Annotated in this window: 19 protein-coding genes; 17 read left to right on the top strand and 2 right to left on the bottom strand. The window is 44.5% G+C overall.

All coding sequences use genetic code 11. From position 1 onward, the window contains the following. The first annotated feature begins 5 nt into the window (after positions 1–5). From coaBC to DXB15_RS17845, 4 genes are all read left to right on the top strand, one after another. On the top strand, positions 6–1,193 hold the full coding sequence (gene coaBC / locus DXB15_RS05625; protein ID WP_118702290.1) for a bifunctional phosphopantothenoylcysteine decarboxylase/phosphopantothenate--cysteine ligase CoaBC: 1,188 nt from the start codon (positions 6–8) through the stop codon (positions 1,191–1,193). A gap of 235 nt (positions 1,194–1,428) precedes the next feature. Then, complete coding sequence (locus DXB15_RS05620; RefSeq protein ID WP_109214433.1) at positions 1,429–1,758, top strand: metal-sensing transcriptional repressor; 330 nt, start codon at positions 1,429–1,431, stop codon at positions 1,756–1,758. Positions 1,759–1,899: 141 nt separating this feature from the next. Continuing rightward, positions 1,900–4,467, top strand: a complete 2,568-nt coding sequence (locus tag DXB15_RS05615; protein ID WP_118702289.1) for a heavy metal translocating P-type ATPase — start codon at positions 1,900–1,902, stop codon at positions 4,465–4,467. 226 nt (positions 4,468–4,693) lie between these two features. Further along, positions 4,694–6,454 carry an HAD-IA family hydrolase gene (locus DXB15_RS17845; protein ID WP_118702288.1) on the top strand — a complete coding sequence of 587 codons (1,761 nt, stop codon included), beginning with the start codon at positions 4,694–4,696 and terminating at the stop codon, positions 6,452–6,454. A gap of 143 nt (positions 6,455–6,597) precedes the next feature. Here the strand turns inward: DXB15_RS17845 and DXB15_RS05605 are convergent, their stop codons facing one another. Continuing rightward, positions 6,598–7,491, bottom strand: a complete 894-nt coding sequence (locus tag DXB15_RS05605; RefSeq protein WP_158582198.1) for an AraC family transcriptional regulator — start codon at positions 7,489–7,491, stop codon at positions 6,598–6,600. Positions 7,492–7,632: 141 nt separating this feature from the next. Here DXB15_RS05605 and DXB15_RS05600 point away from each other — a divergent pair, with 141 nt between their 5' ends. Further along, positions 7,633–8,952: an MATE family efflux transporter gene (locus DXB15_RS05600; RefSeq protein ID WP_109214437.1), complete on the top strand. Its 1,320-nt coding sequence runs from the start codon at positions 7,633–7,635 to the stop codon at positions 8,950–8,952. A gap of 186 nt (positions 8,953–9,138) precedes the next feature. Here DXB15_RS05600 and DXB15_RS05595 read toward each other — a convergent pair whose 3' ends face one another. Beyond that, positions 9,139–9,720 carry a xanthine phosphoribosyltransferase gene (locus tag DXB15_RS05595; RefSeq protein WP_118702287.1) on the bottom strand — a complete coding sequence of 194 codons (582 nt, stop codon included), beginning with the start codon at positions 9,718–9,720 and terminating at the stop codon, positions 9,139–9,141. 164 nt (positions 9,721–9,884) lie between these two features. Here DXB15_RS05595 and rlmH point away from each other — a divergent pair, with 164 nt between their 5' ends. From rlmH to mutS, 12 genes are all read left to right on the top strand, one after another. Continuing rightward, complete coding sequence (gene rlmH, locus DXB15_RS05590) at positions 9,885–10,364, top strand: 23S rRNA (pseudouridine(1915)-N(3))-methyltransferase RlmH (RefSeq protein ID WP_118702286.1); 480 nt, start codon at positions 9,885–9,887, stop codon at positions 10,362–10,364. A 128-nt stretch (positions 10,365–10,492) separates the two neighbouring features. Further along, positions 10,493–10,753, top strand: coding sequence for a sporulation protein YqfC (gene yqfC / locus DXB15_RS05585; protein ID WP_242979760.1), 261 nt, complete (start codon positions 10,493–10,495; stop codon positions 10,751–10,753). Between the two features lie 14 nt (positions 10,754–10,767). After that, positions 10,768–12,021 (top strand): sporulation protein YqfD, encoded by a 1,254-nt coding sequence (locus tag DXB15_RS05580; RefSeq protein WP_158582197.1) that lies wholly within the window; start codon positions 10,768–10,770, stop codon positions 12,019–12,021. Further along, complete coding sequence (locus DXB15_RS05575; protein ID WP_109214442.1) at positions 11,984–13,003, top strand: PhoH family protein; 1,020 nt, start codon at positions 11,984–11,986, stop codon at positions 13,001–13,003. Before DXB15_RS05580 ends, DXB15_RS05575 begins: the two co-directional genes overlap by 38 nt. Continuing rightward, positions 12,993–13,490, top strand: a complete 498-nt coding sequence (gene ybeY / locus DXB15_RS05570) for an rRNA maturation RNase YbeY (protein ID WP_109214443.1) — start codon at positions 12,993–12,995, stop codon at positions 13,488–13,490. The genes DXB15_RS05575 and ybeY overlap by 11 nt, the downstream gene beginning before the upstream one ends. A gap of 21 nt (positions 13,491–13,511) precedes the next feature. Beyond that, on the top strand, positions 13,512–14,624 hold the full coding sequence (locus DXB15_RS05565) for a DUF3048 domain-containing protein (RefSeq protein ID WP_118702284.1): 1,113 nt from the start codon (positions 13,512–13,514) through the stop codon (positions 14,622–14,624). Positions 14,625–14,671: 47 nt separating this feature from the next. Beyond that, on the top strand, positions 14,672–16,330 hold the full coding sequence (locus DXB15_RS05560; protein ID WP_118702283.1) for a putative polysaccharide biosynthesis protein: 1,659 nt from the start codon (positions 14,672–14,674) through the stop codon (positions 16,328–16,330). A 127-nt stretch (positions 16,331–16,457) separates the two neighbouring features. After that, positions 16,458–16,886: a hypothetical protein gene (locus tag DXB15_RS05555; RefSeq protein ID WP_109214446.1), complete on the top strand. Its 429-nt coding sequence runs from the start codon at positions 16,458–16,460 to the stop codon at positions 16,884–16,886. 87 nt (positions 16,887–16,973) lie between these two features. Next, on the top strand, positions 16,974–17,861 hold the full coding sequence (locus tag DXB15_RS05550) for a DUF308 domain-containing protein (protein WP_158582196.1): 888 nt from the start codon (positions 16,974–16,976) through the stop codon (positions 17,859–17,861). A 12-nt stretch (positions 17,862–17,873) separates the two neighbouring features. Beyond that, on the top strand, positions 17,874–19,115 hold the full coding sequence (locus tag DXB15_RS05545) for an aminoacetone oxidase family FAD-binding enzyme (protein ID WP_118702281.1): 1,242 nt from the start codon (positions 17,874–17,876) through the stop codon (positions 19,113–19,115). A gap of 113 nt (positions 19,116–19,228) precedes the next feature. Beyond that, positions 19,229–20,824 (top strand): NAD(P)/FAD-dependent oxidoreductase, encoded by a 1,596-nt coding sequence (locus tag DXB15_RS05540; protein WP_118702280.1) that lies wholly within the window; start codon positions 19,229–19,231, stop codon positions 20,822–20,824. Further along, the gene (mutS, locus tag DXB15_RS05535) at positions 20,825–23,482 is read left to right on the top strand and encodes a DNA mismatch repair protein MutS (RefSeq protein WP_243115600.1); all 2,658 of its coding nucleotides are present in this window, start codon (positions 20,825–20,827) and stop codon (positions 23,480–23,482) included. Positions 23,483–23,491 lie beyond the last annotated feature (9 nt).

Genomic DNA, 23,491 nt, shown 5'->3' with positions numbered 1-23,491 from the left:
AAATCATGTTAAAAGGAAAAACCGTTGTACTGGGTGTGACAGGAAGTATTGCAGCTTATAAAATTGCATCACTGGCAAGTATGCTGATCAAACAGCATGCGGATGTGCACGTGATCATGACACAGAATGCGACAAATTTTATCCATCCGACCGCATTTGAGACATTGACAAGACACAAATGTCTGGTGGATACATTTGACCGGAATTTTCAGTTTGATGTTCAGCATGTAAGTCTGGCACAGCAGGCGGATGTGATGATGATCGCACCGGCTTCTGCAAATGTGATTGGAAAGCTGGCGCATGGAATCGCAGACGATATGTTGACGACCACTGCGATGGCATGCAAAGCGCCGATGCTGATCGTGCCGACGATGAATACAAATATGTATGAGAATCCGATTTTGCAGGACAATTTAAAAGTACTGGCTTCCTATGGAAAGGAAATCATTGAGCCAGCCAGCGGTATGCTTGCCTGCAGAGATGTGGGAAAAGGAAAGATGCCGGAGCCGGAAGTACTGTTCCAGCATATCCTGCGTGTGATCGCCTTTGAAAAAGATCTGGCAGGCAAAAAAGTACTGGTCACAGCAGGACCGACACAGGAAGCCATTGATCCGGTGCGTTATATCACCAATCATTCCACAGGAAAAATGGGATATGCCATTGCGGAAAATGCGATGCTGCGTGGTGCGGATGTAACACTGGTAACAGGACCTTGTGCCATGGAGCCGCCGATGTTTGTCAAAGTAAAACCGGTGATTTCCGCACAGGATATGTATGAAGCTGTGACAGAAGAATATGAGCAGACGGATATCGTCATCATGACGGCTGCAGTGGCGGATTATCGTCCGGTACAGGTCAGCACGGAGAAAGTCAAGAAAAAAGAGGACGATATGTCGATTCCGCTGACACGCACGAAAGATATTCTGGCAACCCTTGGCACTTCTAAGACACATCAGTTCTTATGCGGTTTTTCCATGGAGACACAGAACATGCTGGAAAACTCCAGAACCAAGATTGCAAAGAAAAATCTGGATATGATCGTAGCCAATAACCTGAAAGTGGCAGGTGCCGGATTCGGTACTGATACTAATGTGATCACACTGATCGCTAATGATATGGAAAAAGAGCTGCCGCTGATGAGCAAAAAAGAGGCTGCAGGTTGTATTCTGGATACCATTCTTGAGAGAATGTAGTGTTACAGGTCATTTTGCGAATGGCGCGTGAAAATTGCAATCATATAGTAAAAAAGAGAATTTGAAAAAGAGAGAATAAGAAATTGACCGATCCGGAAAATGCATTTTTGATATTTTTTATCATTGATGTGTTTTCCGGATATTTTTCACTTGAAATATACCCTAAGGGGGTATATAATAAGCCCGTATTAATCAGAAGGATTGAAATAATGAAAAAAGGAAGTGGATAGATTCGATGGAAAAAGAGAAAACTACTCCGGTACAGGAAGAATCCTGCTGCTGTTGTCATAAGAAAAAAGAACGTGACGCGAAAGAGTATAAGGATCTGATGAACCGACTCAGCCGTATTGAAGGTCAGGTGCGTGGCGTGAAAGGTATGTTGGAAAAAGATGCCTACTGTGTGGATATTTTGACACAGGTGGCAGCGATTAACGCGGCGTTGAACAGTTTTAATAAAGTACTGCTGGCAAATCATATCAAAACCTGCGTGGTGGAAAATGTGCGAAATGGTGATGACAGTGTCATTGATGAGCTGGTTACAACCATGCAGAAGCTGATGAAATAAAGGATTCTGCTGTATATGTAATTGAGCAGAACCGCATAGATAAAGTTTAGGTTGTGTATTTGTATGACTTGATGTGATTCTGATGAAAGCAAATGGATAAAATCTGCATAAGCAGAGAAAATAAATGAGGTGAATATTTTTATGGATAAATTTTCAGTAACAGGCATGAGCTGTGCGGCCTGCAGTGCTCATGTGGAAAAAGCGGTGGCGAAGGTACCCGGTGTAACTTCCGTTACCGTCAGTCTGCTGACCAATTCCATGAATGTGGAAGGTACGGCAGCACCGTCAGATATTATTCAGGCGGTTACCCAGGCGGGGTATGGCGCTTCTTTGCAGGGGGGAGAGCAGAATACATCCGCACCGGCATTTGATGAGGAGGCATTAAAGGATCATGAGACACCAAAATTGCGGAAACGTCTGATCGCTTCTGTTGTGATCCTGATTCCGTTAATGTATGTTTCCATGGGACATATGATGTGGAATTGGCCGCTTCCGTCCTTTATGGCGGGAAATCATGTGGCCATGGGATTGTATCAGATGCTTCTGACCATTCTGGTTATGATCATTAACCAGAAGTTTTTTATCAGTGGATTTACAAGTCTGCTGCATAAGTCTCCAAACATGGATACGCTGGTAGCGCTTGGCTCCGGTGCATCTTTTGCATACAGTACTTACGCATTATTTGCCATGACCGGCGCACAGATGCGGATGGATATGGATGCTGTAATGCAGTACATGGATGAGTTTTATTTTGAGTCCGCAGCGATGATCCTGACATTGATCACAGTCGGAAAAATGCTGGAGGCTTATTCCAAAGGAAAAACAACGAATGCATTAAAGAGCCTGATGCAGCTTGCTCCAAAAAAAGCAACGATTCTGCGGGACGGCGAGGAAGTTTCTGTTCCGGTAGAACAGGTACAGATCGGAGATATTTTTGTTGTTCGTCCGGGCGAGAGCGTTCCGGTGGACGGTGTGATCATTGAGGGAAACAGTGCGTTAAATGAATCTGCTCTGACCGGCGAAAGTATCCCGGTGGACAAGGCAGAGGGTGACAGCGTATCTGCAGCTACTTTAAATCAGTCTGGATTCTTAAAATGCCGGGCAACACGAGTTGGAAACGATACAACACTTTCCCAGATCATTCAGATGGTCAGCGATGCGGCTGCAACAAAAGCACCAATCGCAAAAGTTGCAGATAAAGTATCCGGTGTTTTTGTGCCGGCAGTTATTTCTATCGCAATAGTGACAATTATTGTATGGCTTTTAGTTGGTCAGGATTTCGGTTTTGCGCTGGCAAGAGGAATTTCCGTACTGGTGATCAGCTGCCCGTGTGCATTAGGTCTTGCGACACCGGTTGCCATCATGGTTGGAAACGGCGTTGGTGCGAAAAACGGTGTGTTATTTAAGACAGCAGTATCTCTGGAAGAGACCGGAAAAGTCGATATTGTAGCATTGGATAAGACCGGTACGATTACACAGGGTGAACCGAAAGTAACAGATATGATACCGGGTGAGGGTATCACAAAAGACACATTAATGCAGACCGCATTAGCATTGGAGTTAAAGAGTGAGCATCCGCTGGCAAAAGCCATTGTGGCTTACGGCGAGGAACAGCAGATTACCGTTTCTGCCGCTGATGATTTTCAGGCAATGCCGGGAAATGGTCTGTCAGGAATTGTTTCTGGTGCGCGTGTGTTTGGCGGAAATCTGAAATTTATTTCCGGAAAAACAACCGTTTCCGAGCAGATGCAGCGTCAGGCAGAAGAACTTGCAAAACAGGGAAAAACACCGCTGTTTTTTGCAACAGAAGAGAAACTTTTTGGTATTATTGCGGTAGCGGATGTTATCAAAGAAGACAGTCCGCAGGCAATTTCCCAGCTTCAGAATATGGGAATTGAGGTTGTTATGCTGACTGGCGATAATGAGTGTACTGCGGAAGCAATTGGTGCGCAGGCAGGTGTAGATCAGGTTATTGCAGGTGTCCTGCCAGATGGTAAGGAACGTGTGATCCGTGAATTGCAGCAGCGTGGAAAAGTTGCCATGGTCGGTGATGGAATCAATGATGCTCCGGCGTTAACCCGTGCGGATATGGGAATTGCCATTGGAGCAGGTGCAGATGTGGCACTGGATGCGGCAGATGTGGTTCTGGTAAAGAGCAGTCTTTCCGATGTGCCGGCTGCCATTCGTCTGAGTCGTGCAGTACTTCGAAATATTCACGAAAATCTGTTCTGGGCGTTTATTTATAACGTAATAGGTATTCCGATTGCCGCCGGAGTGTGGTATCATTGGTTTGGACTGAAATTAAACCCGATGTTCGGAGCGGCAGCGATGAGTCTGTCCAGCTTCTGCGTGGTAACAAATGCGCTGCGTCTGAATTTTGTAAAGGTTTACAGTACAAAGAGAGATAAAAAGAAAAATCATAAAAAGAATCAGAATCAGCAGGATGTACAGATCGTAGTAGATACAGATGTAATGGCTGAAAAACAGGAGGAGAATGATATGGAGAAAGTAATCGAGATCAAAGGTATGATGTGCGGACACTGCGAGGCACATGTAAAGAAAGCGTTAGAGGCATTAGAGGGTGTTGCATCCGCAGAGACAAGCCATGAGAAAGGAACTGCTGTTGTTCAGTTATCCGGTTCCGTTGATGATGCCGCACTGAAAAAAGCAGTAGAAGAGGAAGGTTACGAGGTAACTGGAATACGCTAGGATATTATTTTGCATCAGATGAAAGAGGAACCAAATTGCTATGAATGATGAGGGGCAAAAATTCTGGTTAAATATTTCTGAATCTGATATAATGCCTAACGCAATGAAAAGGCATTTTGGAATAAAAATTATATGAATGAGAATGTCACTTTGGGTATTCCATATGCGATTGTATATGTGAGTATGCAAAGTGGCATTCTTTGGGTTAAAAAAAGGCAGGTAAGTTATGGCAAAAATCAAGCATTTAATATTTGACATGGGAAATGTACTCATGCGTTATGATCCGGAAGTTCCATTGCGGGAATACGTTTCTTCAGAGGAAGCAAGAGACCTGATCCGGAAAGAACTGTTTCAGGGACCGGAATGGGTAGAACGGGACAGAGGAACGATTTCGATTGAAGAAATGTATGAAAGCGTGGCAAAAAGAATCCCGGAGCAATATCATGAAGAATTGAAGAAATGTGTGTATGGTTGGGATATCTGTATGGAACCACTGGAGAAATCGGTAAAATTGTGTGAGGATGCGCGAAAATGGGGTTACCAGACGTATGTGCTTTCCAATGCAGCAGCAGATGAGTTTTATCAGTATTTCCCGAAATTTTCTCCGTTAGAAGCATTTGACGGCGTCATGGTATCTTCTGAGGTGCATCTGATCAAACCGGACGTGCGGATTTATGAATGTCTGTTAGAAAAATATCAGTTAAAACCAGAAGAATGTCTGTTTTTCGATGATCGGAAGGATAACGTGGAAGGTGCCCGAGAAGCTGGTATGCAGGCGATGGTGTTTACAGAAGATTATGAGAGTCTGCGAGCATTTTTAAAGGAACAAGCCGGAATAATGGACGGTGAGATGAATGTGGATTCTTCAAATAACGAAAAGGAAAAAGAAATAAAAATAACGGAGAATACAAAAATTACAGAAGCAGGTGCTACATCTGCAACATCCGAAAAGAAAAAGGATTTATTACATAAAGTGACAAAAACAATGCGTGCAGTATTGATTCCGCTGATCGTGGCAGCAACCGTCCTTACTTCGGCGTGTTCCCTGTCTCCGGCGCCGGAACCGCGTACCACACAGGAGGAAAATGGCGGTCAGGCAGTCACAGAACAGCAGGGTCAGTCTGCAGATAGCGGTACTGCATCACAGAGCAGCGAAAGTATATCACTGGACAGTATTCCGGCATATTCCGGTCAGTCTTATGTAACGATCAATAATAATGTACCTGATTTTACAGATGCTGATATGCAGACAACATCTTATGAGGATTATTCAGAGCTGGACAGTCTTGGCAGATGTGGCGTGGCAAATGCAATCGTCGGAATTGATCTGATGCCGACAGAAGAACGTGGAGCTATTGGTCAGGTAAAACCAAGCGGCTGGCATACAATTAAGTATGAGGGTATTGATGGTAACTATTTATATAATCGCTGTCATCTGATCGGATATCAGCTCAGCGGTGAAAACGCCAACGAGAAGAATCTGATCACAGGAACACGTTATCTGAACGTGACAGGAATGTTGCCTTTTGAGGATGAAGTAGCAGATTATGTAAAACAGAACAATGCGCATGTGCGTTATCGTGTAACTCCGATTTTTGAAGGGGACAATCTGGTAGCATCCGGTGTGCAGATGGAAGCAAAATCTGTGGAAGATAACGGAGCAGGTGTCTGCTATAATGTCTATGTCTACAATGTGCAGCCGGGAGTTATCATTGATTATGCTACCGGAGACAGCAGGAAGGCAACCGATGAGGAGGCAGCGGCACAGTCCGCATCTACATCCACAGCCACATCTACACCGTCTGGTCAGCAGTCTCAGGCAACGGAAAAGACATATGTGTTAAATACGAATACAATGAAATATCATACGCCGGATTGTTCCAGTGTAGCGGATATCAAGGAAAATAATCGGCAGGAATTTACCGGAACCGCGGCAGAACTTCAGCAGCAGGGATATGAACCATGTGGCAGATGCCATCCGGAATAAAGAAAATAAAAAATGTATTATGTTAGATTGCAATAAAATACATACGCATAGGATTTACATGCATTTATAGTAATTATGATTGCACAATATAATTTCAAAAATAAGCAGCAGGAAGGGAAAAAATATCCCTTCCTGTTTCTGTATCATCGCGTATTGCGATACTCCCTAGGGGTACATCCCATGATCGACTTAAATGTTTTCGTAAAATAGCTTGGACTGGAAAATCCACAACTATTGCAGATATCAATGATACTTTGTTCCCCGGAATCCAGCATGTGACAGGCTTTTTCAATCCGATAGTGGATCAGATACTGGATCGGTGATTGCCGGATGACGTTGCGGAAGGAACGCTGGACTTCCCGTTCGCAGATATTGGCAGTTTGTGCCAGCTGTTTCAGAGAAATTGATTCGGTATAATTATTTTGAATATACCGGATCATTTTTTTGATATGCTGCATTTCCTGAGAACTTTCGTTCTGACTGTGGGAAGCAAGCTCCGTCCGGTTTTGTGCCAGCAGAAGAAAAATCCGGGATAATTTTTCACGGATATAAAATTCATAGCCAAAGGGCTTTTCACGGGCAGATTCCGTAGCATCGGAAACCAGAGCAATGATTTCTTTTTCCCAGGGAACCGCAGGGGTCAGGTGTATGTAGGGCAGGGAAATGCTGGATGTCGCAATGGGTGCCATATATTTTTGCCAGAAGACCGTATGTTTGGAACTATAGATCAGACGTCCATGAAAGACAAGGTCTTCTTTGTAAAAATCTTTTGTAGCCTTGGTCGTTTCCTGAGAATGTAACGTTCCGGTATTGATAAAAATAGCATCACCGGCGTGCAGTGTCAGGTGGTCGGTTCCGACCGATAGCGGACAGGAGCCGCTTCGGACAATGGATAATTCATATTCTTCGTGCCAGTGCCAGCGTATATCGTGGGTATTGGCATCGGTATAATAGGCGGCACAGGGAAATGTGGTATCACCGTGTGCACGGTTTTCCCAGAAATCGTCCTGAACCGAGATTGTTATAGTATTTTTCATAATTATCTCCATATCAATATAAAAAAGTCGCTTTTGTTATATTTTATGTCAGTTCTGTTATGGATGCAAGACTATATTTGCTATAGTATAGAGTGAGTTTTGAAAGAGATTTCATCAGAGAGATTTGAGGAGGAGTATCATATGACAAAAGACATGACTTCAGGTTCCACCCTGCGGCATATTATAAATTTTGCAGTTCCATTGTGTATGGGAATGTTGTTCCAGCAGCTGTACAGTATGGTAGATACCATGATTGTTGGAAAGGTGCTTGGTGTGCAGCCACTGGCAGGTGTCGGTGCCACGGGATCTTTGAACTTTATGATCATCTGGTTTTGCCTGGGTATCTGCAATGGTTTTTCCATTCCAATCGCACAGGCATTTGGTGCAAGCAAAGAAGTGGAATTGCGGCGCTATGTGGCAAACAGCACCTGGCTGTGTGTGTTTTTCAGCATTGTGATCACCTTTTTTGTATGTATTTTCACCAGAAATATGCTGGTGCTTTTGAAAACTCCGGAGGATATTTTTGAATATGCCTATATTTACATATTGATCATTTTCCTTGGAATTCCATGCACGTTTTTATATAATTTTCTGGCAGGTGTGGCGAGAGCACTGGGGGATTCCAAAACACCGCTGATGTTTTTGATCTTGTCTTCGGTTATGAACATTGCACTGGATTTTATTTTGATGATTCCGATTCCGCTTGGTGTGGCAGGAGCAGCGATTGCAACCGTGATTTCTCAGGGCGTATCCGGCGGTATCTGTCTGATCTATATGAAAAAGAAGTTTCCAATTCTAAAGGCAAGCCGTGATGAGTGGCGTATGCGTGGCAATTACATGAAACGGCTCTGTGCCATTGGTGTGCCGATGGGATTACAGTATTCCATTACAGCAATCGGCTCTCTGGTGATCACTGCCGCTGTTAATGTACTTGGTGCGACAGCGGTAGCAGGCGTAACAGCAGCGCAGAAGATTAACAACCTGATCACCTGTCCGTTGGAGTCATTGGGACAGACCATGGCACCATATACCGGACAGAACATTGGTGCAGGCAAAAAGGAACGTGTCAGTGATGGTGTAAAAAAAGCATCAATCTGTGGATTTGTATGGTCAGCGATCTGCATTCCAATCGTGTTATTATTTGGAAAACCGATGACATTGCTGTTTTTGAGTGAGCCAAATGCGGAAGTAGTGAACTATTCCTTCCTGTTTTTGCTGGTGTCTACCCTTGGCTATTGTCTGCTCACACTGGTTGGAACTGTGCGTTTTTCCATTCAGGGTATGGGATATTCCGGCTTTGCCATGACAGCAGGAGTGCTTGAGATGGCAGCAAGAACCATTGCGGGTGTTGTGCTGGCACCGTTGATGGGATATATGGGAATCTGCCTGTCAAATGTGCTGGCGTGGATTTTTGCGGATGCATTTTTGCTGCCGGCGTTCCGACATTGTATTAAAAAGTAGCGGTGCAGGAATAAAAACAGAAACGAAAAATATATGCGATGATACAAAGAAATGCATAAAAGCCTGTAATGATGTGAAAAACAGAATGATATGAAATGATGTCGTTCGTAAATTAAAAAAGCCGAAACATAGGAAAAATCCTGTGCTTCGGCTTTTGCATTTTGGGTTGAAAGGATAATCGGTTGATTATGCTTCTTCCGGAATAAATTCGATATGATTTTCTGCCAGTTTGGAAATTCTTGCCAGTGAATATACATGAATTCCCTGCTCATTTAATTTGTCACGTCCCGGCTGGAAAGATTTCTCAATCAGGATACCAAGTCCGGCAACGGTAGCATGTGCTTTTCTTAAAAGACGGATCGCACCGGTTGCGGCTTCTCCGTTGGCAAGGAAGTCATCGATGATCAGAACGTGATCTGTCTCATCAATCTGCTCAGCAGAAAGTGTTAATTCATAGCTGGTTCCCTTGGTAAAAGAAGTTACCATTGTCTGATAAAGATTTTTGTTCAGTACTTTGGATGGCTGCTTTTTCAGGATCACCATTGGGATTTCCATTTCGATGGCTGTTGTAAGGGCAGGAGCAATACCTGAGCTTTCAATGGTGACAACCTTTGTAATTCCCTGACCTGCAAAATGTGCGGCGAAATCTTTTCCGATCTCTTTCATCAGAAATGGATCAACCTTGTGATTGATAAAACTGTCCACCTTTAAAATATCTTCATTAACGGCAACGCCGTCTGTCTTAATCTTTTCTTCCAGTAACTGCATGATATTCCTCCACTATGTTTTCACCGGAACGTCCGGTCAATAATTTAAAGCTATTATAGCACATATTTTTTACATAAAAAAGACTCTCCATTACTTTTTTCTATGTTTTTAAAATTCTGTTATTTTTTCTTTACAGAAATTTCACCTTGTGAAATAATAGCCGTATGAATATTACAATTTATACCGTAGGGAAAATCAAAGAAAAATTTTACCGTCAGGCGATCGAAGAATACGAAAAACGTCTGGGACGGTACTGCAAACTGAAAATCGTGGAAGTGCCGGATGAGAAGACACCGGATCATGCCAGCGATACAGAAACCAGACAGATTAAAGATAAGGAAGGAGAACGTCTGCTCCGTCAGATCAAGGACGGAACGTATCTGATCGCACTGGCAATTCAGGGGAAAAAGCTGGATTCGGTTGCTTTTTCTGAAAAAATCGCATCTTTGGGTTTGCATGGAACCAGTGATATCGGATTTGTGATCGGCGGATCTTTGGGGCTGTCGGATGCAGTGATCAATCGGGCAGATTATTTATTGAGCTTTTCGTACATGACATTTCCGCATCAGCTTATGCGTGTGATTTTGTTAGAGCAGGTGTATCGGGCATATCGGATCATGTCGAACGAGCCGTATCACAAATAGTGATCAGATCATAAGCAAAGGCTTGGAAAAATCACACAGTTTTTGAATTGTGCAGAAAATAACGCACACAGTTATCATAGCATATGATTTTGACCATATATTGAATTATGAAGAAAAAGAAAAAACATATGCTTGTAAAATCGGTGACGGATCGGTTAGAACTGCCAAAGGATATGATGTTTGGTGTGCCGATCCTGACCATTACCGGTCAGAACGACCTGACCGTGGAAAATTATAAAGGAATTTTGGAATACCGGGAAGATAAGATCCGGCTTTCTCTGAAACAGGGGCAGGTGGAGATCTGCGGAACGCATCTGAAAATTGAATACTATACCGGCGAGGACATGAAAATCAGCGGACAGATCGATAAACTGGAATATGGCAGATAGGGAGCGATGCGTCAGTGCTGAAATTTATCAAATTTTTTCGTGGCTATTTGTATGTGAGGCTGACCGGGTATTCGCCGGAACGCTTTTTTAACCTTTGTGGGAATGCAGGGATCATTCTGTGGAAACTTCACCGGGAGGAGACGGGGTATGTTTTCTGCATCAGTCTGCGGGCATTTCGCCGTCTGAAACCAATGCTGAGAAAAAGTGGGACACAGATCCGGATTTTAAAACGGGTGGGACTGCCATTTTTGTTGTTTCGCTACCGGAAGCATCGTTTTTTTGCAATTGGTATTCTGGCAGCGTTTTTGTTCCTGATGGTTATGTCACGCTTTGTCTGGTCGGTGGAAATATCCGGCAATCATCAGTATTCCACGCAGCTTCTGACAAAATTTCTGGCAGAGGAGCAGATCGGGTATGGCGTGCGAAAGCGTGAGATTGACTGTGAAAATGCAGAAGTACTGCTTCGAAATCATTTTCCGGATATTACCTGGGTGTCGGTGCGGCTTTCCGGAACAAAGCTGTATGTAGCGGTACAGGAGCGGCTTCCTGCAGGAAATGCAGAGGAAGGACCAGCACTTGTGGCATCGGATCTGGTAACAGAAGTGGCCGGAGAGGTGACTTCGGTACTGGTGCGCCGTGGAACGGCACTGGTGCAGGCAGGAGATGAAGTGGAAGCTGGAACGGTGGTCGTATCCGGCATGATCCCGATTCAGGATGACAGTGGGGAAACCGTTTCTTATGATCTGTGTGCGGCTGATGCGGATGTGACGATCCATACGACACTTCCCTATGAAGACCATTTTTCTGCAAAAAAGCAGGTGCGCGAGCAGATTGGAAAGACGAAATATGGAATTGGAGTGCTGACAGGAGACGGTCAGCTGAATCTGTTCTGGCAGCAAAAGGCACAGACGGGATGTATCCGTATTTATCGGCAGATTTGTCTTGGCAGGGATTTTTATCTGCCATTTACCCTGGTGACGGAGCGTCTGTGGCAGTATGAAAACAACGAAACAGACCGCACAGAAGCAGAAATTAAGCGGATTGCACAGGAAAAACTGGATAATTATATCCAAAAATTAGAAAAAAATGCTATTCAAATATTGTCGAATAGTGTTATTATAGAAAAGAATGCCACAGAAGTATCTGTGCATGGGACTCTGGATGCGATGGTGACAGTGAGTCGCAGAACAGAGATTGAAAACACGAAGACACAGGAAGGAACTGACAAATATGGAATTGACACAACAGTTGTTGGACATTCCGATTGAACATATGTCAAATGTATTCGGAAAGTTTGATGCCTGGCTGAAACAGATTGAAAAATATCTGCAGGTCACAATGGTTGTTCGTGATGGAAGCCTGAAAATTATGGGTGAGGACAAAAACGTGGAAGCGGCGCAGAAAGTCCTTACGGAATTACTTGCCATGTCGCAGCGCGGCAATGACATTACCGAGCAGACCGTTACTTATGCATTGGAAATGTGCGGCTGCAGAAAGAATCCACTGCTGGAGGCAGACAGTGAAGTTATCTGTCATACTGTGCAGGGAAAACCGGTAAAACCAAAGACATTGGGACAAAAAGATTATGTGGATCAGATCCGTGATAAAATGATCGTATTCGGAATCGGACCGGCGGGAACCGGAAAGACCTATCTGGCAATGGCGATGGCGATCACCGCATTTAAAAATGAAGAAGTAAGCCGTATCATTCTGACACGCCCGGCAATCGAAGCCGGTGAAAAACTGGGCTTTCTTCCGGGAGATCTGCAAAGCAAGATCGATCCGTATTTAAGACCGTTATATGATGCGTTATATCAGATCATGGGTGCGGAGAGTTTTATCAAAAATCAGGAAAAAGGTCTGATCGAGGTGGCACCGCTTGCCTACATGCGTGGTCGTACACTGGATAATGCATTTATCATTCTGGATGAGGCTCAGAATACGACACCGGCACAGATGAAAATGTTTCTGACGCGTATCGGTTTTGGCTCAAAAGTGGTCGTAACCGGTGATGCATCTCAGAAGGATCTGGCACCGGGGGTGAAATCCGGTCTGGATGTTGCCATGAGAGTATTGAAAAATGTGGATGATATTGCATTTTGCAAGCTGACCAGTCAGGACGTTGTGCGTCATCCTCTGGTTCAGAAAATCGTAAAAGCGTACGATGAATATGAGAGTGCACAGCAGAGAAAAGAAAAAAATGCACGCCAGAATAAGAAAGAAAGCAGAGGACGACGCAATGACAATTAATATTATCTGTGAAACGGCGCCGGGTTTTTCTTTTCATTATAAAAAACTGGCGAAGGATGTGATCGTGCAGTCACTGGATACGGAAGGTTTTCCATATGAGGCGGAAGTAAATCTGACACTGGTGGATAAGGATCGGATTCATGAGATCAACCGCGAGATGAGACAGATTGACCGTCCGACGGATGTGTTGTCTTTTCCGATGATCGAATATGCCGAGCCGGCAGATTTCGACGGAGTGGAACATCAGTTTGACGACTGCGTGAATCCGGACACAGAGGAAGTTCTGTTGGGAGATATTGTTATCTGTGTAGAGAGTGTCTATGAACAGGCGGAAGAATACGGTCACAGTGTAAAGCGGGAGTATGCATTCCTGATCACACACAGTATGCTGCACCTGATGGGGTATGACCACATGGTTCCGGAGGAGGCAGAAGTAATGGAGGAGCATCAGCGCAGGATTTTGGATGTGCTGAAAATCAAGAGATAAATAAGAAAGAGGAGCAGGATTATGAAGAAAGCATTTGTATGGGTAATGATGGGGATTCTGGCAGTGTCAATGCTGGCAGGCTGCGGAAAGAAAGAGACTGAGCCTGTGATCTCTCAGCCGGTGGAAGAATCTGTAGCTGAGCCGGAACCGGAACCGGAGGAGCCGAAAACTCCGGAAGGAATGGCACGCAGTTATCTGACCGGAGAATGGATCGATGAAAACATTGCAGCGCAGCGGCCGGTGGCAGTCATGCTTGGTAATACGAAGATCGCTACGCCACAATATGGCATTACAGATGCAGATGTGATCTATGAGTCTGCTGTAGAAGGTCAGGAGACACGTCTGATGGGCATTTTTCAGGATTATGTGAATCTGGAAAAAGTAATGTCCATTCGAAGCTGCCGTCATTATTATGTACACTGGGCACTGGAGTTTGATGCAATCTATGCCCATTATGGACAGGCAAAATATGCGGTAGAGCTGTTGTCACAGGATTATGTCAACAATCTGTCCGGTCTGGACGGAAGTCTGGAAGGAACGATGTACAAACGTGATTCCGGCAGAAAGGCACCGCACAATGCCTATACGACCGGAGAAGGCATTGTAGCCGGAATCCAGACCAAGGGATATGAGACAAAACATGCTTCTGATTATACCGGACATTATAAATTTAATGAAGATGACAGTACACAGATCGAGCTGACAAACGGACAGGATGCGGCAGTGATTGCACCGGGATATCTGGTAAATAAACCATGGTTTGTGTATGACAGTGAGACTGGTCTGTACAAACGTTTCCAGAACGGGGAAGCACAGACAGATGGCAATAACGGTGAACAGGTTGCTGTAAAAAATGTGATCATTCAGATCTGCGGCTGGAGTCGTATGAGCAATGATGACGAATATCTGGATATGGAGACTATGGCAGGCGGAAATGGTTATTATATTACAAATGGAAAAGCGATTCCGGTTACCTGGTCCAAAGATTCCCTTCAGGCTCCGACCAGATATTTTGATGCGGATGGAAATGAAATTACATTAAATCAGGGAAAAACATGGGTATGTGTGACAGAAGATACCTATGCAGATAAGATCGCTTTCTATGCAAGCGAAGAAGAGTATGCAGATCGATAAGCTACTTAAAAACCAATACTGCCCCTGGCAGGAGAAGAGGTTACTAAATGAGTAAGAAGAAAAATGATACAAGTTTTTTGGTGCAGGGATCGATCCTTGCCATAGCATCGCTGGTCAGCAGGGTAATCGGTCTGGTGTACCGTATTCCACTGACTGCGATCATCGGAGATCACGGAAATGATTATTACAGTTGTGCGTATGAGATCTACAGTCTGTTGCTGCTGATCTCATCCTATAGTCTGCCGATGGCGGTTTCCAAGATGGTTTCTGCACGTATTTCAAACGGTGAACGGCAGAATGCCTACCGTGTATTCAAGGGCGCCATGCTGTTTGCTGCTATTACAGGAACAATTGCCTGTGTGATCGTATTTTTCGGTGCGGAAGAACTGACACGGCTGTTTCAGACGCCGCTGGGTGTATATGCCCTGCAGGTACTGGCACCAACGCTGATCATCGTTGCGGTATTAGGTGTATTCCGTGGATTTTTCCAGGGAATGGGAACGATGATCCCAAGTGCTGTTTCACAGATTATTGAACAGATCGTGAATGCGGTTGTCAGTGTAGGTGCAGCGTATGTGCTGTTTGCTTACGGAAAAAGAATCGCAACGGTTCTTGGAAGTAAAGAACATTATGACGCGGCTTATGGTGCGGCCGGCGGAACACTGGGCACCAGTGCCGGCGCGTTTTTCGGATTAGTATTTATCCTTTTTGTATTTTCTATGTTTATGCCAAAATACAAAAAAGCGATGAAGCGTGAGCGAAAGATCGGACACAAAGAGCCGGAATCTTACCGCAATATTTTCCGTATTCTGATCGGAACCATTGTACCGGTACTTTTAAGTACAACCATTTACAATCTGGTTTCCATCGTGGATCAGTGGCTGTTTAAAAACATTGCAACGATGCAGGGATATTCTGCAACGAATGTATCTGAATGGTGGGGTATTTTCTCCGGAAAATACCGTGTTCTGACCAATGTGCCGATTTCAATCTCTACGGCGTTGGCAGCTTCCTGTGTTCCGGCACTGGCAGCAGCTTTCGCTCAGAAAGATGATGCGCAGGTTCGCTCAAAAATCGGTATGTCCATGCGTTTTATCATGGTGGTTGCAATGCCGTGTACCGCAGGCATTATGGTGCTGGCAGATCCGATCATTCAGCTTTTGTTCCCGGGGTCAAGTGCTTTGGCAGGACATTTGCTGCAGGCAGGTGGAATCAGTGTTATTTTCTATTCTATTTCCACATTGTCTAATGCAGTATTACAGGGCATTGACCAGATGCATGTTCCGGTTCGTAATGCATCCATTGCACTGGTGCTTCATGCAGGTGTGATCGCTGTGGCAATGTTTGGCTTTGATCTGAAAATCTATGGTATCTGTATCGGAACCATTGCATTTTCACTGATCATGTGCATTTTGAATGGATTGTCGGTACGAAAACATTCTGGCTTTAAACCGAATGTAGCCAAGACTTTTGTAAAACCGGCGATTGCATCCGTGATCATGGGTGTTGTGGTATATGCAGCATATTTTGTGGTGCATAAAGCATTACACAGCAATGCAATCGGAGTGGTTGTGGCTGTTCTGGTTGGTATGATCGTATATGCGGCAGTATTGTTACTGATCAAGGGACTGACTGAAGAAGAACTGCATAGCTTCCCGAAGGGTGAGCTGATTATCTGGATTGCAAAGAAGTTCCATTTATTATAAAATAATTGGCAAGAATGATTTCATTGAAATCCATATAAGTTTATTGCTTATGGGTTTTTATGTATAAAAGCTTAAATTGAATAAAAAAAGAAGAAATGTGAATACTACGAAAAAAGGAGTTTTATTTATGATGAAACAGACACGTATGATTCGCATTTCTTTTTTTATTGTAACAGCGCTGATCATCGGTGCTTTCTGGGGCGGATTTTATTTTGGCGGAAGCTTAAGCGGCAACGCGGATTCCGGAATACAGATCGCATCGGTGGAAGATCAGGCACAGGAAGCTGCCAATGAAAATGCGGATGGAAAAAAAGAAAACACTGTGGCAAAACAGGAGACTGTGGAGAGTATGAAGGCACTTTCCGAGGAAAAATATTACCTGAAGGCATCCGGAGAATATTTATCTGTTTATTTTTCAGATACAGACCGTCTGTATTTTGAGACAAGCCTGAAAGTGAGTGATCTGCCGGAAAAACTGCGAAAAAATGCGATCAATGGAATCAAGTTTACCAGTCTTGAGAATCTGTATAGTTTTCTTGAAAATTATTCGAGTTAAACGGGTTCCAAAAAGTAAAAGCTTGTGCTATACTGAACAAAAGTGGGTCATCAGGCAGATTGCCTGATGGATACGGAGGAAAAAAGTATGGCAAGAGAAAATAAATTAAAAAAGGCAAGTCTGGGAACCGGATTTATGATTGGAATAGCCGTGATCTATCTGCTTTTTGGACTGGCAATGCTCTTTGTTCCGCAGTTTCAGGAACGCTATATTATTTATATTGCAGGACTGATCTTTCTGATCTGTGGTGTGATCATGATCGTGAAATATTTTATGGCAGCAAGCTATAATGATCTGGGGAATTATGGATTTTCCGGCGGTGTATTGTGTATTTTGCTTGGTATCTGCCTGTTGGTTCGTACACAGCAGATCGCAGGTTATCTGCCATTGTTTTTAGGTGTTTGTATTCTACTGACAGCGGTGATCAAATTGCAGAATGCCGTGGATTTAAAAAGCCTCAGGAATGGAGCATGGCTTTTGTTTCTGATCATTGCCCTGGCATTTCTGGCAGCAGCAATTTTAGTCATTTTAAATCCGGACGGGAAAGTATTGCAGCACAGAGAGGTGCTGTATTACATATTGATCGCAGACGGTACGGTCAGCATCATCAGTCCGATTTATCTGATGTTTGCGATCCGTGCGGGAAAACGGGCAAAACACAGTAATCGAAGAGAAAACGGAAAAGAAACAGATTCCGTTGAAACGGAAAAATATATAACAGAAGAATCCGGGGATAAGGAAAAAGCAGAAGTTTCTGAACAGAAAAAAGAAGAAAAGAAACATACCGATACCGTATCCAAAGGAAAAATATGGAAAAAGTCAGCGAAAAAGCATGCTTCTGAAAAAGAAGATGACTGGTATTATGATGAGGAAGATTCGGTACCGTCTGTAACAGAAAAACATACAGATGAGAAGGATACCATTGACCATATTTCTGAGGAAATTCTTGGATTTTTTGAAGATGAAGATAAATAAAAGGAGTTTTGAGTGAAAGAACAGATTTATGATGTAATTGTGGTCGGCGGCGGAGCTGCCGGACTGATGGCGGCAATTTGGGCGGCAAAAGAAGGAGCGCATACAGCGATTCTGGATCATCATACTGTTTCAGGAAAGAAAATACTTGCCACCGGAAACGGTAAGTGCAATTTTACGAATGAGCTGCAGGGGGAAAGCTGTTATCGAAGCGATTCTCCTGCCTTTGTATTGCATATCCTGAAGCAATTTTCCGAAAAGGATACCGTTGCATTTTTTGAGGAACTTGGTGTTCTCTCCAAGAGTCGTCAGGGTTACCTCTATCCGCGCAGCGGACAGGCGGCAACCATACGGAATGCTCTGCTTAGTCAGGCAGAACAACTTGGAATTGTGATTTTTCAGGAGATTGGAATCCGAAAAATTCAGCGAAAAGAGAATGGTTTTGTATTTGATACGAAAAATGGTACATTTCAGGCGAAAAGCTGTATTCTTGCCACTGGCGGAAAAGCTGCACCGAAGACGGGAAGTGACGGAAGCGGCTATATTTATGCAAAATCTTTTGGACATCAGATCGAGACACCATTGCCGGCATTGACGGCGTTGTATGCGGATGCCAAGTGGTTAAAGCAGACCAGTGGTGTCCGGGCAGATGCGACAGTATCATTATTTGTAGAGAACCAATGCGTGGCAGAAGATACCGGGGAAGTACAGTTTGCGGATTATGGTATTTCCGGTATTCCGGTTTTTCAGGTGAGCCGCTATGCATCTATTGCGCTGGCGCAGAAGCAGAGTGTGCGGGCAGAGCTTGATTTTATCCCGGATTATCCGGCAGAACAGATCGAAGTATTTTTGAGTAAGCAGATTGCAAATGCATCAGTGCATGAGAGCTGGCAGCAGTTGTTGTCCGGAATTGTCAATGAAAAACTGGCAGGTATGCTCTGTGCGGGACTGCATGCCAAGCATGTGTCAGATATTCCCGAGAAACGGCGGCCGGCAGCGATAAAAAAATTAATGCAGGCACTAAAGCGAACGACACTTACGATCACTGATACCAGAGGTTTTGACTTTGCGCAGGTGACCTGTGGCGGAGTCCCGTTAAATGAACTGACGGAGGAAATGGAATCCCGTCTGGTTTCGGGGCTTTATTTTGCTGGTGAGGTCGTGAACGTGGATGGCATCTGCGGTGGCTACAACCTGCAGTGGGCGTGGTCCAGCGGAACGGTGGCAGGAAAAAATGCCGCAAAGCAGGCAGGATAAGAGCAAGTAGATTAAAAGAATGGGTTTATAAAAACAGAAAACAGGAATGGTTATTAATTTTGGCGCTGAGCAAGCAGAAACAATAACCAGAAGAATACAAATTGGAGAACAATATGAAGAAAGTAATTCGTGTATCGCAGATTTCGGTACCGTTGGCACATACAAAGGAGCAGATTTTGAAAAAAGCATGTGCGCTGTCTCAGATCCCGGCGAAAAAAGTGCTGGATATGCAGATCATCAAGCAGTCTGTGGATGCCAGAAAGAAAGATGCCCTGTCTTATACATATACGGTTCATCTGGTAGTGGACGAGCATCAGAAGGTGAAGAAGAATCCGGCGCATGTGCAGGAAGTACATCCGGTGAAGTACCAGATTCCGGCAAAACCGGAGAATGCTTCGGACATTAAGGCTGCAGTCATCGGTGCAGGTCCGGCGGGACTTTTTGCAGCGTATGAACTGGCACAGTGCGGGTTGTGTCCGCAGGTGTATGAGCGTGGAAAAGCGGTAGAAGAGCGTCAGCAGGATGTGGAAACCTACTGGTCAGAAGGCAGTTTAAATCCGGAATCCAATGTACAGTTTGGCGAAGGCGGAGCCGGTACCTTTTCCGATGGAAAATTAAATACTTTGGTAAAAGATAAATTTGGGCGGAGCCGCTATGTGCTGGAGACCTTTGTAAAATTTGGCGCACCGGAGGATATTTTATATGTGGCAAAACCACATGTGGGAACGGATGTGCTTCGAAACGTAGTAACCCAGATGCGGCAGGAAATCATCCGGCTTGGTGGAACCTTTCATTTTTCTTCCAAAGTAACGGATCTTCGCATGAAAGACGGAAACGTGTGTGCGATTGAGATCAACGGACAGGAATGGCATGAGGTTTCGCATCTGGTACTGGCGATCGGACACAGTGCAAGAGATACGTTTGAAATGCTTTACGAGCGCCAGATCCCGATGGCAGCAAAATCTTTTGCTGTCGGTATGCGTGTGGAACATCCGCAGGAGATGATCAATCACAGTCAGTATGGTACAGATGCGGATATGAGCCTGCTGCCAACCGCGACATATAAGCTGACACATCAGGCATCAAACGGTCGTGGTGTGTATTCTTTCTGTATGTGTCCGGGTGGTTTTGTAGTTAATGCGTCATCTGAGCCGCAGCGACTGGCAGTGAACGGTATGAGTTATCGGAAGCGGGACAGTCACAATGCAAACAGTGCGATCATTGTTTCGGTGACTCCGGAGGATTATCCGGATGGCAGTCATCCATTGTCCGGCGTTGCTTTTCAGAGAGACTTAGAGGAAAAAGCATGGAATCTGGCAAAAGGTAAAGTGCCGCAGCAGTTATTCGGTGATTTTGAGCAGGGAAAGGTAAGCACAGGTTATGGCAGTTTTGAGAGCTGTGTAAAAGGACAGCATGATTTTGCCAACTTAAGAGAAATTTTTCCGGAAGCCTTAAAGGAAGCTTTTTGTGAGGGCATGCATGCCTACGGCAGAAAAATTGTCGGTTTTGACCGGGCAGACTGCATTTTATCCGGTGTGGAAAGCCGGACGTCATCACCGGTGCGTATTCACCGGGATGAGACCTTTCAGAGTGAAATCCGTGGGCTCTATCCTTGCGGGGAAGGTGCCGGTTATGCAGGAGGCATTATGTCTGCTGCCATGGATGGCTTGAAAGTTGCGGAAGCGATATTACAGCAGGAGATGAAATAAATGGAGATAAATATAGAAGAACTGACTCCTATGATGCAAAAGTACATGGAGACAAAGCAGGAATACAAAGACTGTATTCTGTTTTACCGTTTGGGAGATTTCTATGAGATGTTTTTTGAGGATGCCCTGACTGCATCCAGAGAATTAGAGATTACCCTGACCGGAAAAAGCTGCGGATTAAAAGAGCGTGCGCCAATGTGTGGCGTTCCTTTTCATGCAGTAGAAGGATATCTGAATAAGCTGGTATCCAAAGGCTATAAAGTTGCCATCTGTGAGCAGGTGGAAGATCCGAAACAGGCTAAGGGACTGGTAAAACGTGAAGTGACACGAATTGTCACACCGGGCACCAATCTGGATACGTATGCCTTGGATGAGACAAAAAATAACTACATTATGTGTATCGTTTATGTAGATAACAAATACGGCGTGTCTGTGGCGGACGTTACGACAGGTGCTTATTTTGTGACGGAACTGGATTCTGAACGAAAACTTCTGGATGAGATCAGCAAATATATGCCGTCTGAGATTATTTCAAATGAAGCATTTTTTATGAGTGGCATTGATCTGGCGGATCTGCGTCATCGTCTGGGCATCACGATCTATTCTCTGGAATCCTGGTATTTTGGAGATGATCTGGCAGCAACGACGTTAAAAGAGCATTTCCATGTGGCATCTTTGGACGGTCTTGGATTAGGGGATTATAACTGTGGCGTGATCGCTGCCGGTTCCCTCTTAAAATATCTGTATGAAACCCAGAAAACCACACTGGATCATATGACAACCATTGAACCATATTCTACCGGAAAATTCATGGTGCTTGACAGTTCCACAAGACGAAATCTGGAACTGGTAGAGACACTGCGTGAAAAACAGAAACGTGGTTCCCTGCTCTGGGTATTAGATAAGACAAAAACTGCTATGGGTGCGCGAACCCTGCGTTCCTATCTGGAGCAGCCGCTGATCGATAAAAAAAAGATCGAAGCCCGACTGGATATGGTAGAAGAACTGAAAAATAACATGATTTGCCGGGAAGAACTGCGGGAATACTTAAATCCTATCTATGATCTGGAACGCCTGATCAGCCGCGTGGTTTATCAGACTGCCAATCCAAGAGATCTGATTGCGTTTCGTTCCTCTCTGGAAATGCTGCCTGCCATCAAGACATTATTGCAGGATCTGAGCAGTCCGTTAGTGAGGGAACTGGATGAACAGTTAGATCCGCTGACAGATATCTGTACATTGATCACAGAATCTATTGAGGATGAACCGCCAATCTCCATCCGGGAAGGCGGCATGATCAAGACCGGTTATGACGAGCAGGTGGATCATCTGCGTAATGCGAAAACAGAAGGAAAAACCTGGCTTGCCAAGATTGAAGAAGAAGAACGGGAAAAGACCGGTATCAAAAATCTTCGTATCAAATATAACAAAGTATTCGGATATTATTTAGAGGTAACAAATTCTTACAAAGATCTGGTGCCGGAATATTATACACGAAAACAGACACTGACCAATGCAGAGCGTTACATCACACCGGAGTTAAAAGAACTGGAAGAGACCATTCTTGGTGCAGAGGACAAGCTGACAGCGTTAGAGTATGAGATTTTCTGCAAGGTGCGTAACCAGATTGCAGAACAGGTGGTTCGAATCCAGCATACGGCAAAAGCCATTGCAGGTCTGGATGTGTTTGCTTCTCTGGCACTGGTTGCGGAGCAGAATAATTATGTGCGTCCGAAGATGAATGAAAAAGGAATTTTGGAGATCAAGAGTGGACGTCATCCGGTGGTGGAAAAAATGATCACCAACGATATGTTTATTGAAAATGATACCTATCTGGATAATAAAAATAACCGGATCGCCATTATCACCGGACCGAACATGGCAGGAAAATCCACCTATATGCGACAGAATGCCCTGATCGTTCTGATGGCGCAGGTCGGAAGCTTTGTCCCGGCACAGAGTGCCAATATCGGTATCGTGGATCGTATTTTTACCCGTGTGGGTGCATCGGATGATCTGGCTTCCGGACAGAGTACGTTCATGGTAGAGATGAATGAGGTTGCCAATATTTTACGGAATGCCACCAGCAGCAGTCTGCTGATCCTGGATGAGATCGGACGTGGAACAAGTACCATTGACGGACTTTCCATTGCGTGGGCAGTCGTTGAATATATTAGTAATCCGAAGATTTTGGGTGCAAAGACTTTGTTCGCAACACATTATCACGAACTGACAGAACTGGAAGGAAAACTTTCCAATGTCAATAATTATTGTATCGCGGTCAAGGAAAAAGGCGATGATATCGTATTTTTGCGAAAGATCGTATCCGGTGGAGCAGACCGAAGCTATGGTATTCAGGTCGCTAAGCTGGCAGGCGTTCCGGATCCGGTCATCGAGCGGGCAAAAGTCATCTGTGAGGAGTTAGAGCGGGCAAATATGAGCAATCTGGCAGCAAATCTGCCGGAAATCCCGTCACAGCATAAGGCAAAAACCAAAAAGCCGGATGATGTGGATCTGGCACAGATGTCCTTGTTTGATACGGTTAAGGACGATGATATTATTGAGGAGATCCGTGAGATCGACCTGACCAATATGACACCATTTGAAGCGATGAGCAAAATGTATGAAATCCAGAATAAGATTAAAAATCGCTGGTAGGAGGCACGT

It is taken from the genome of Roseburia sp. OM02-15 (genome assembly GCF_003481835.1).
Classification (GTDB): Bacteria; Bacillota; Clostridia; order Lachnospirales; family Lachnospiraceae; genus Eubacterium_I; species Eubacterium_I ramulus_A.
Note: the sequence above shows the minus strand (reverse complement) of the source record. Positions and strands in the feature narration are given on the sequence as shown.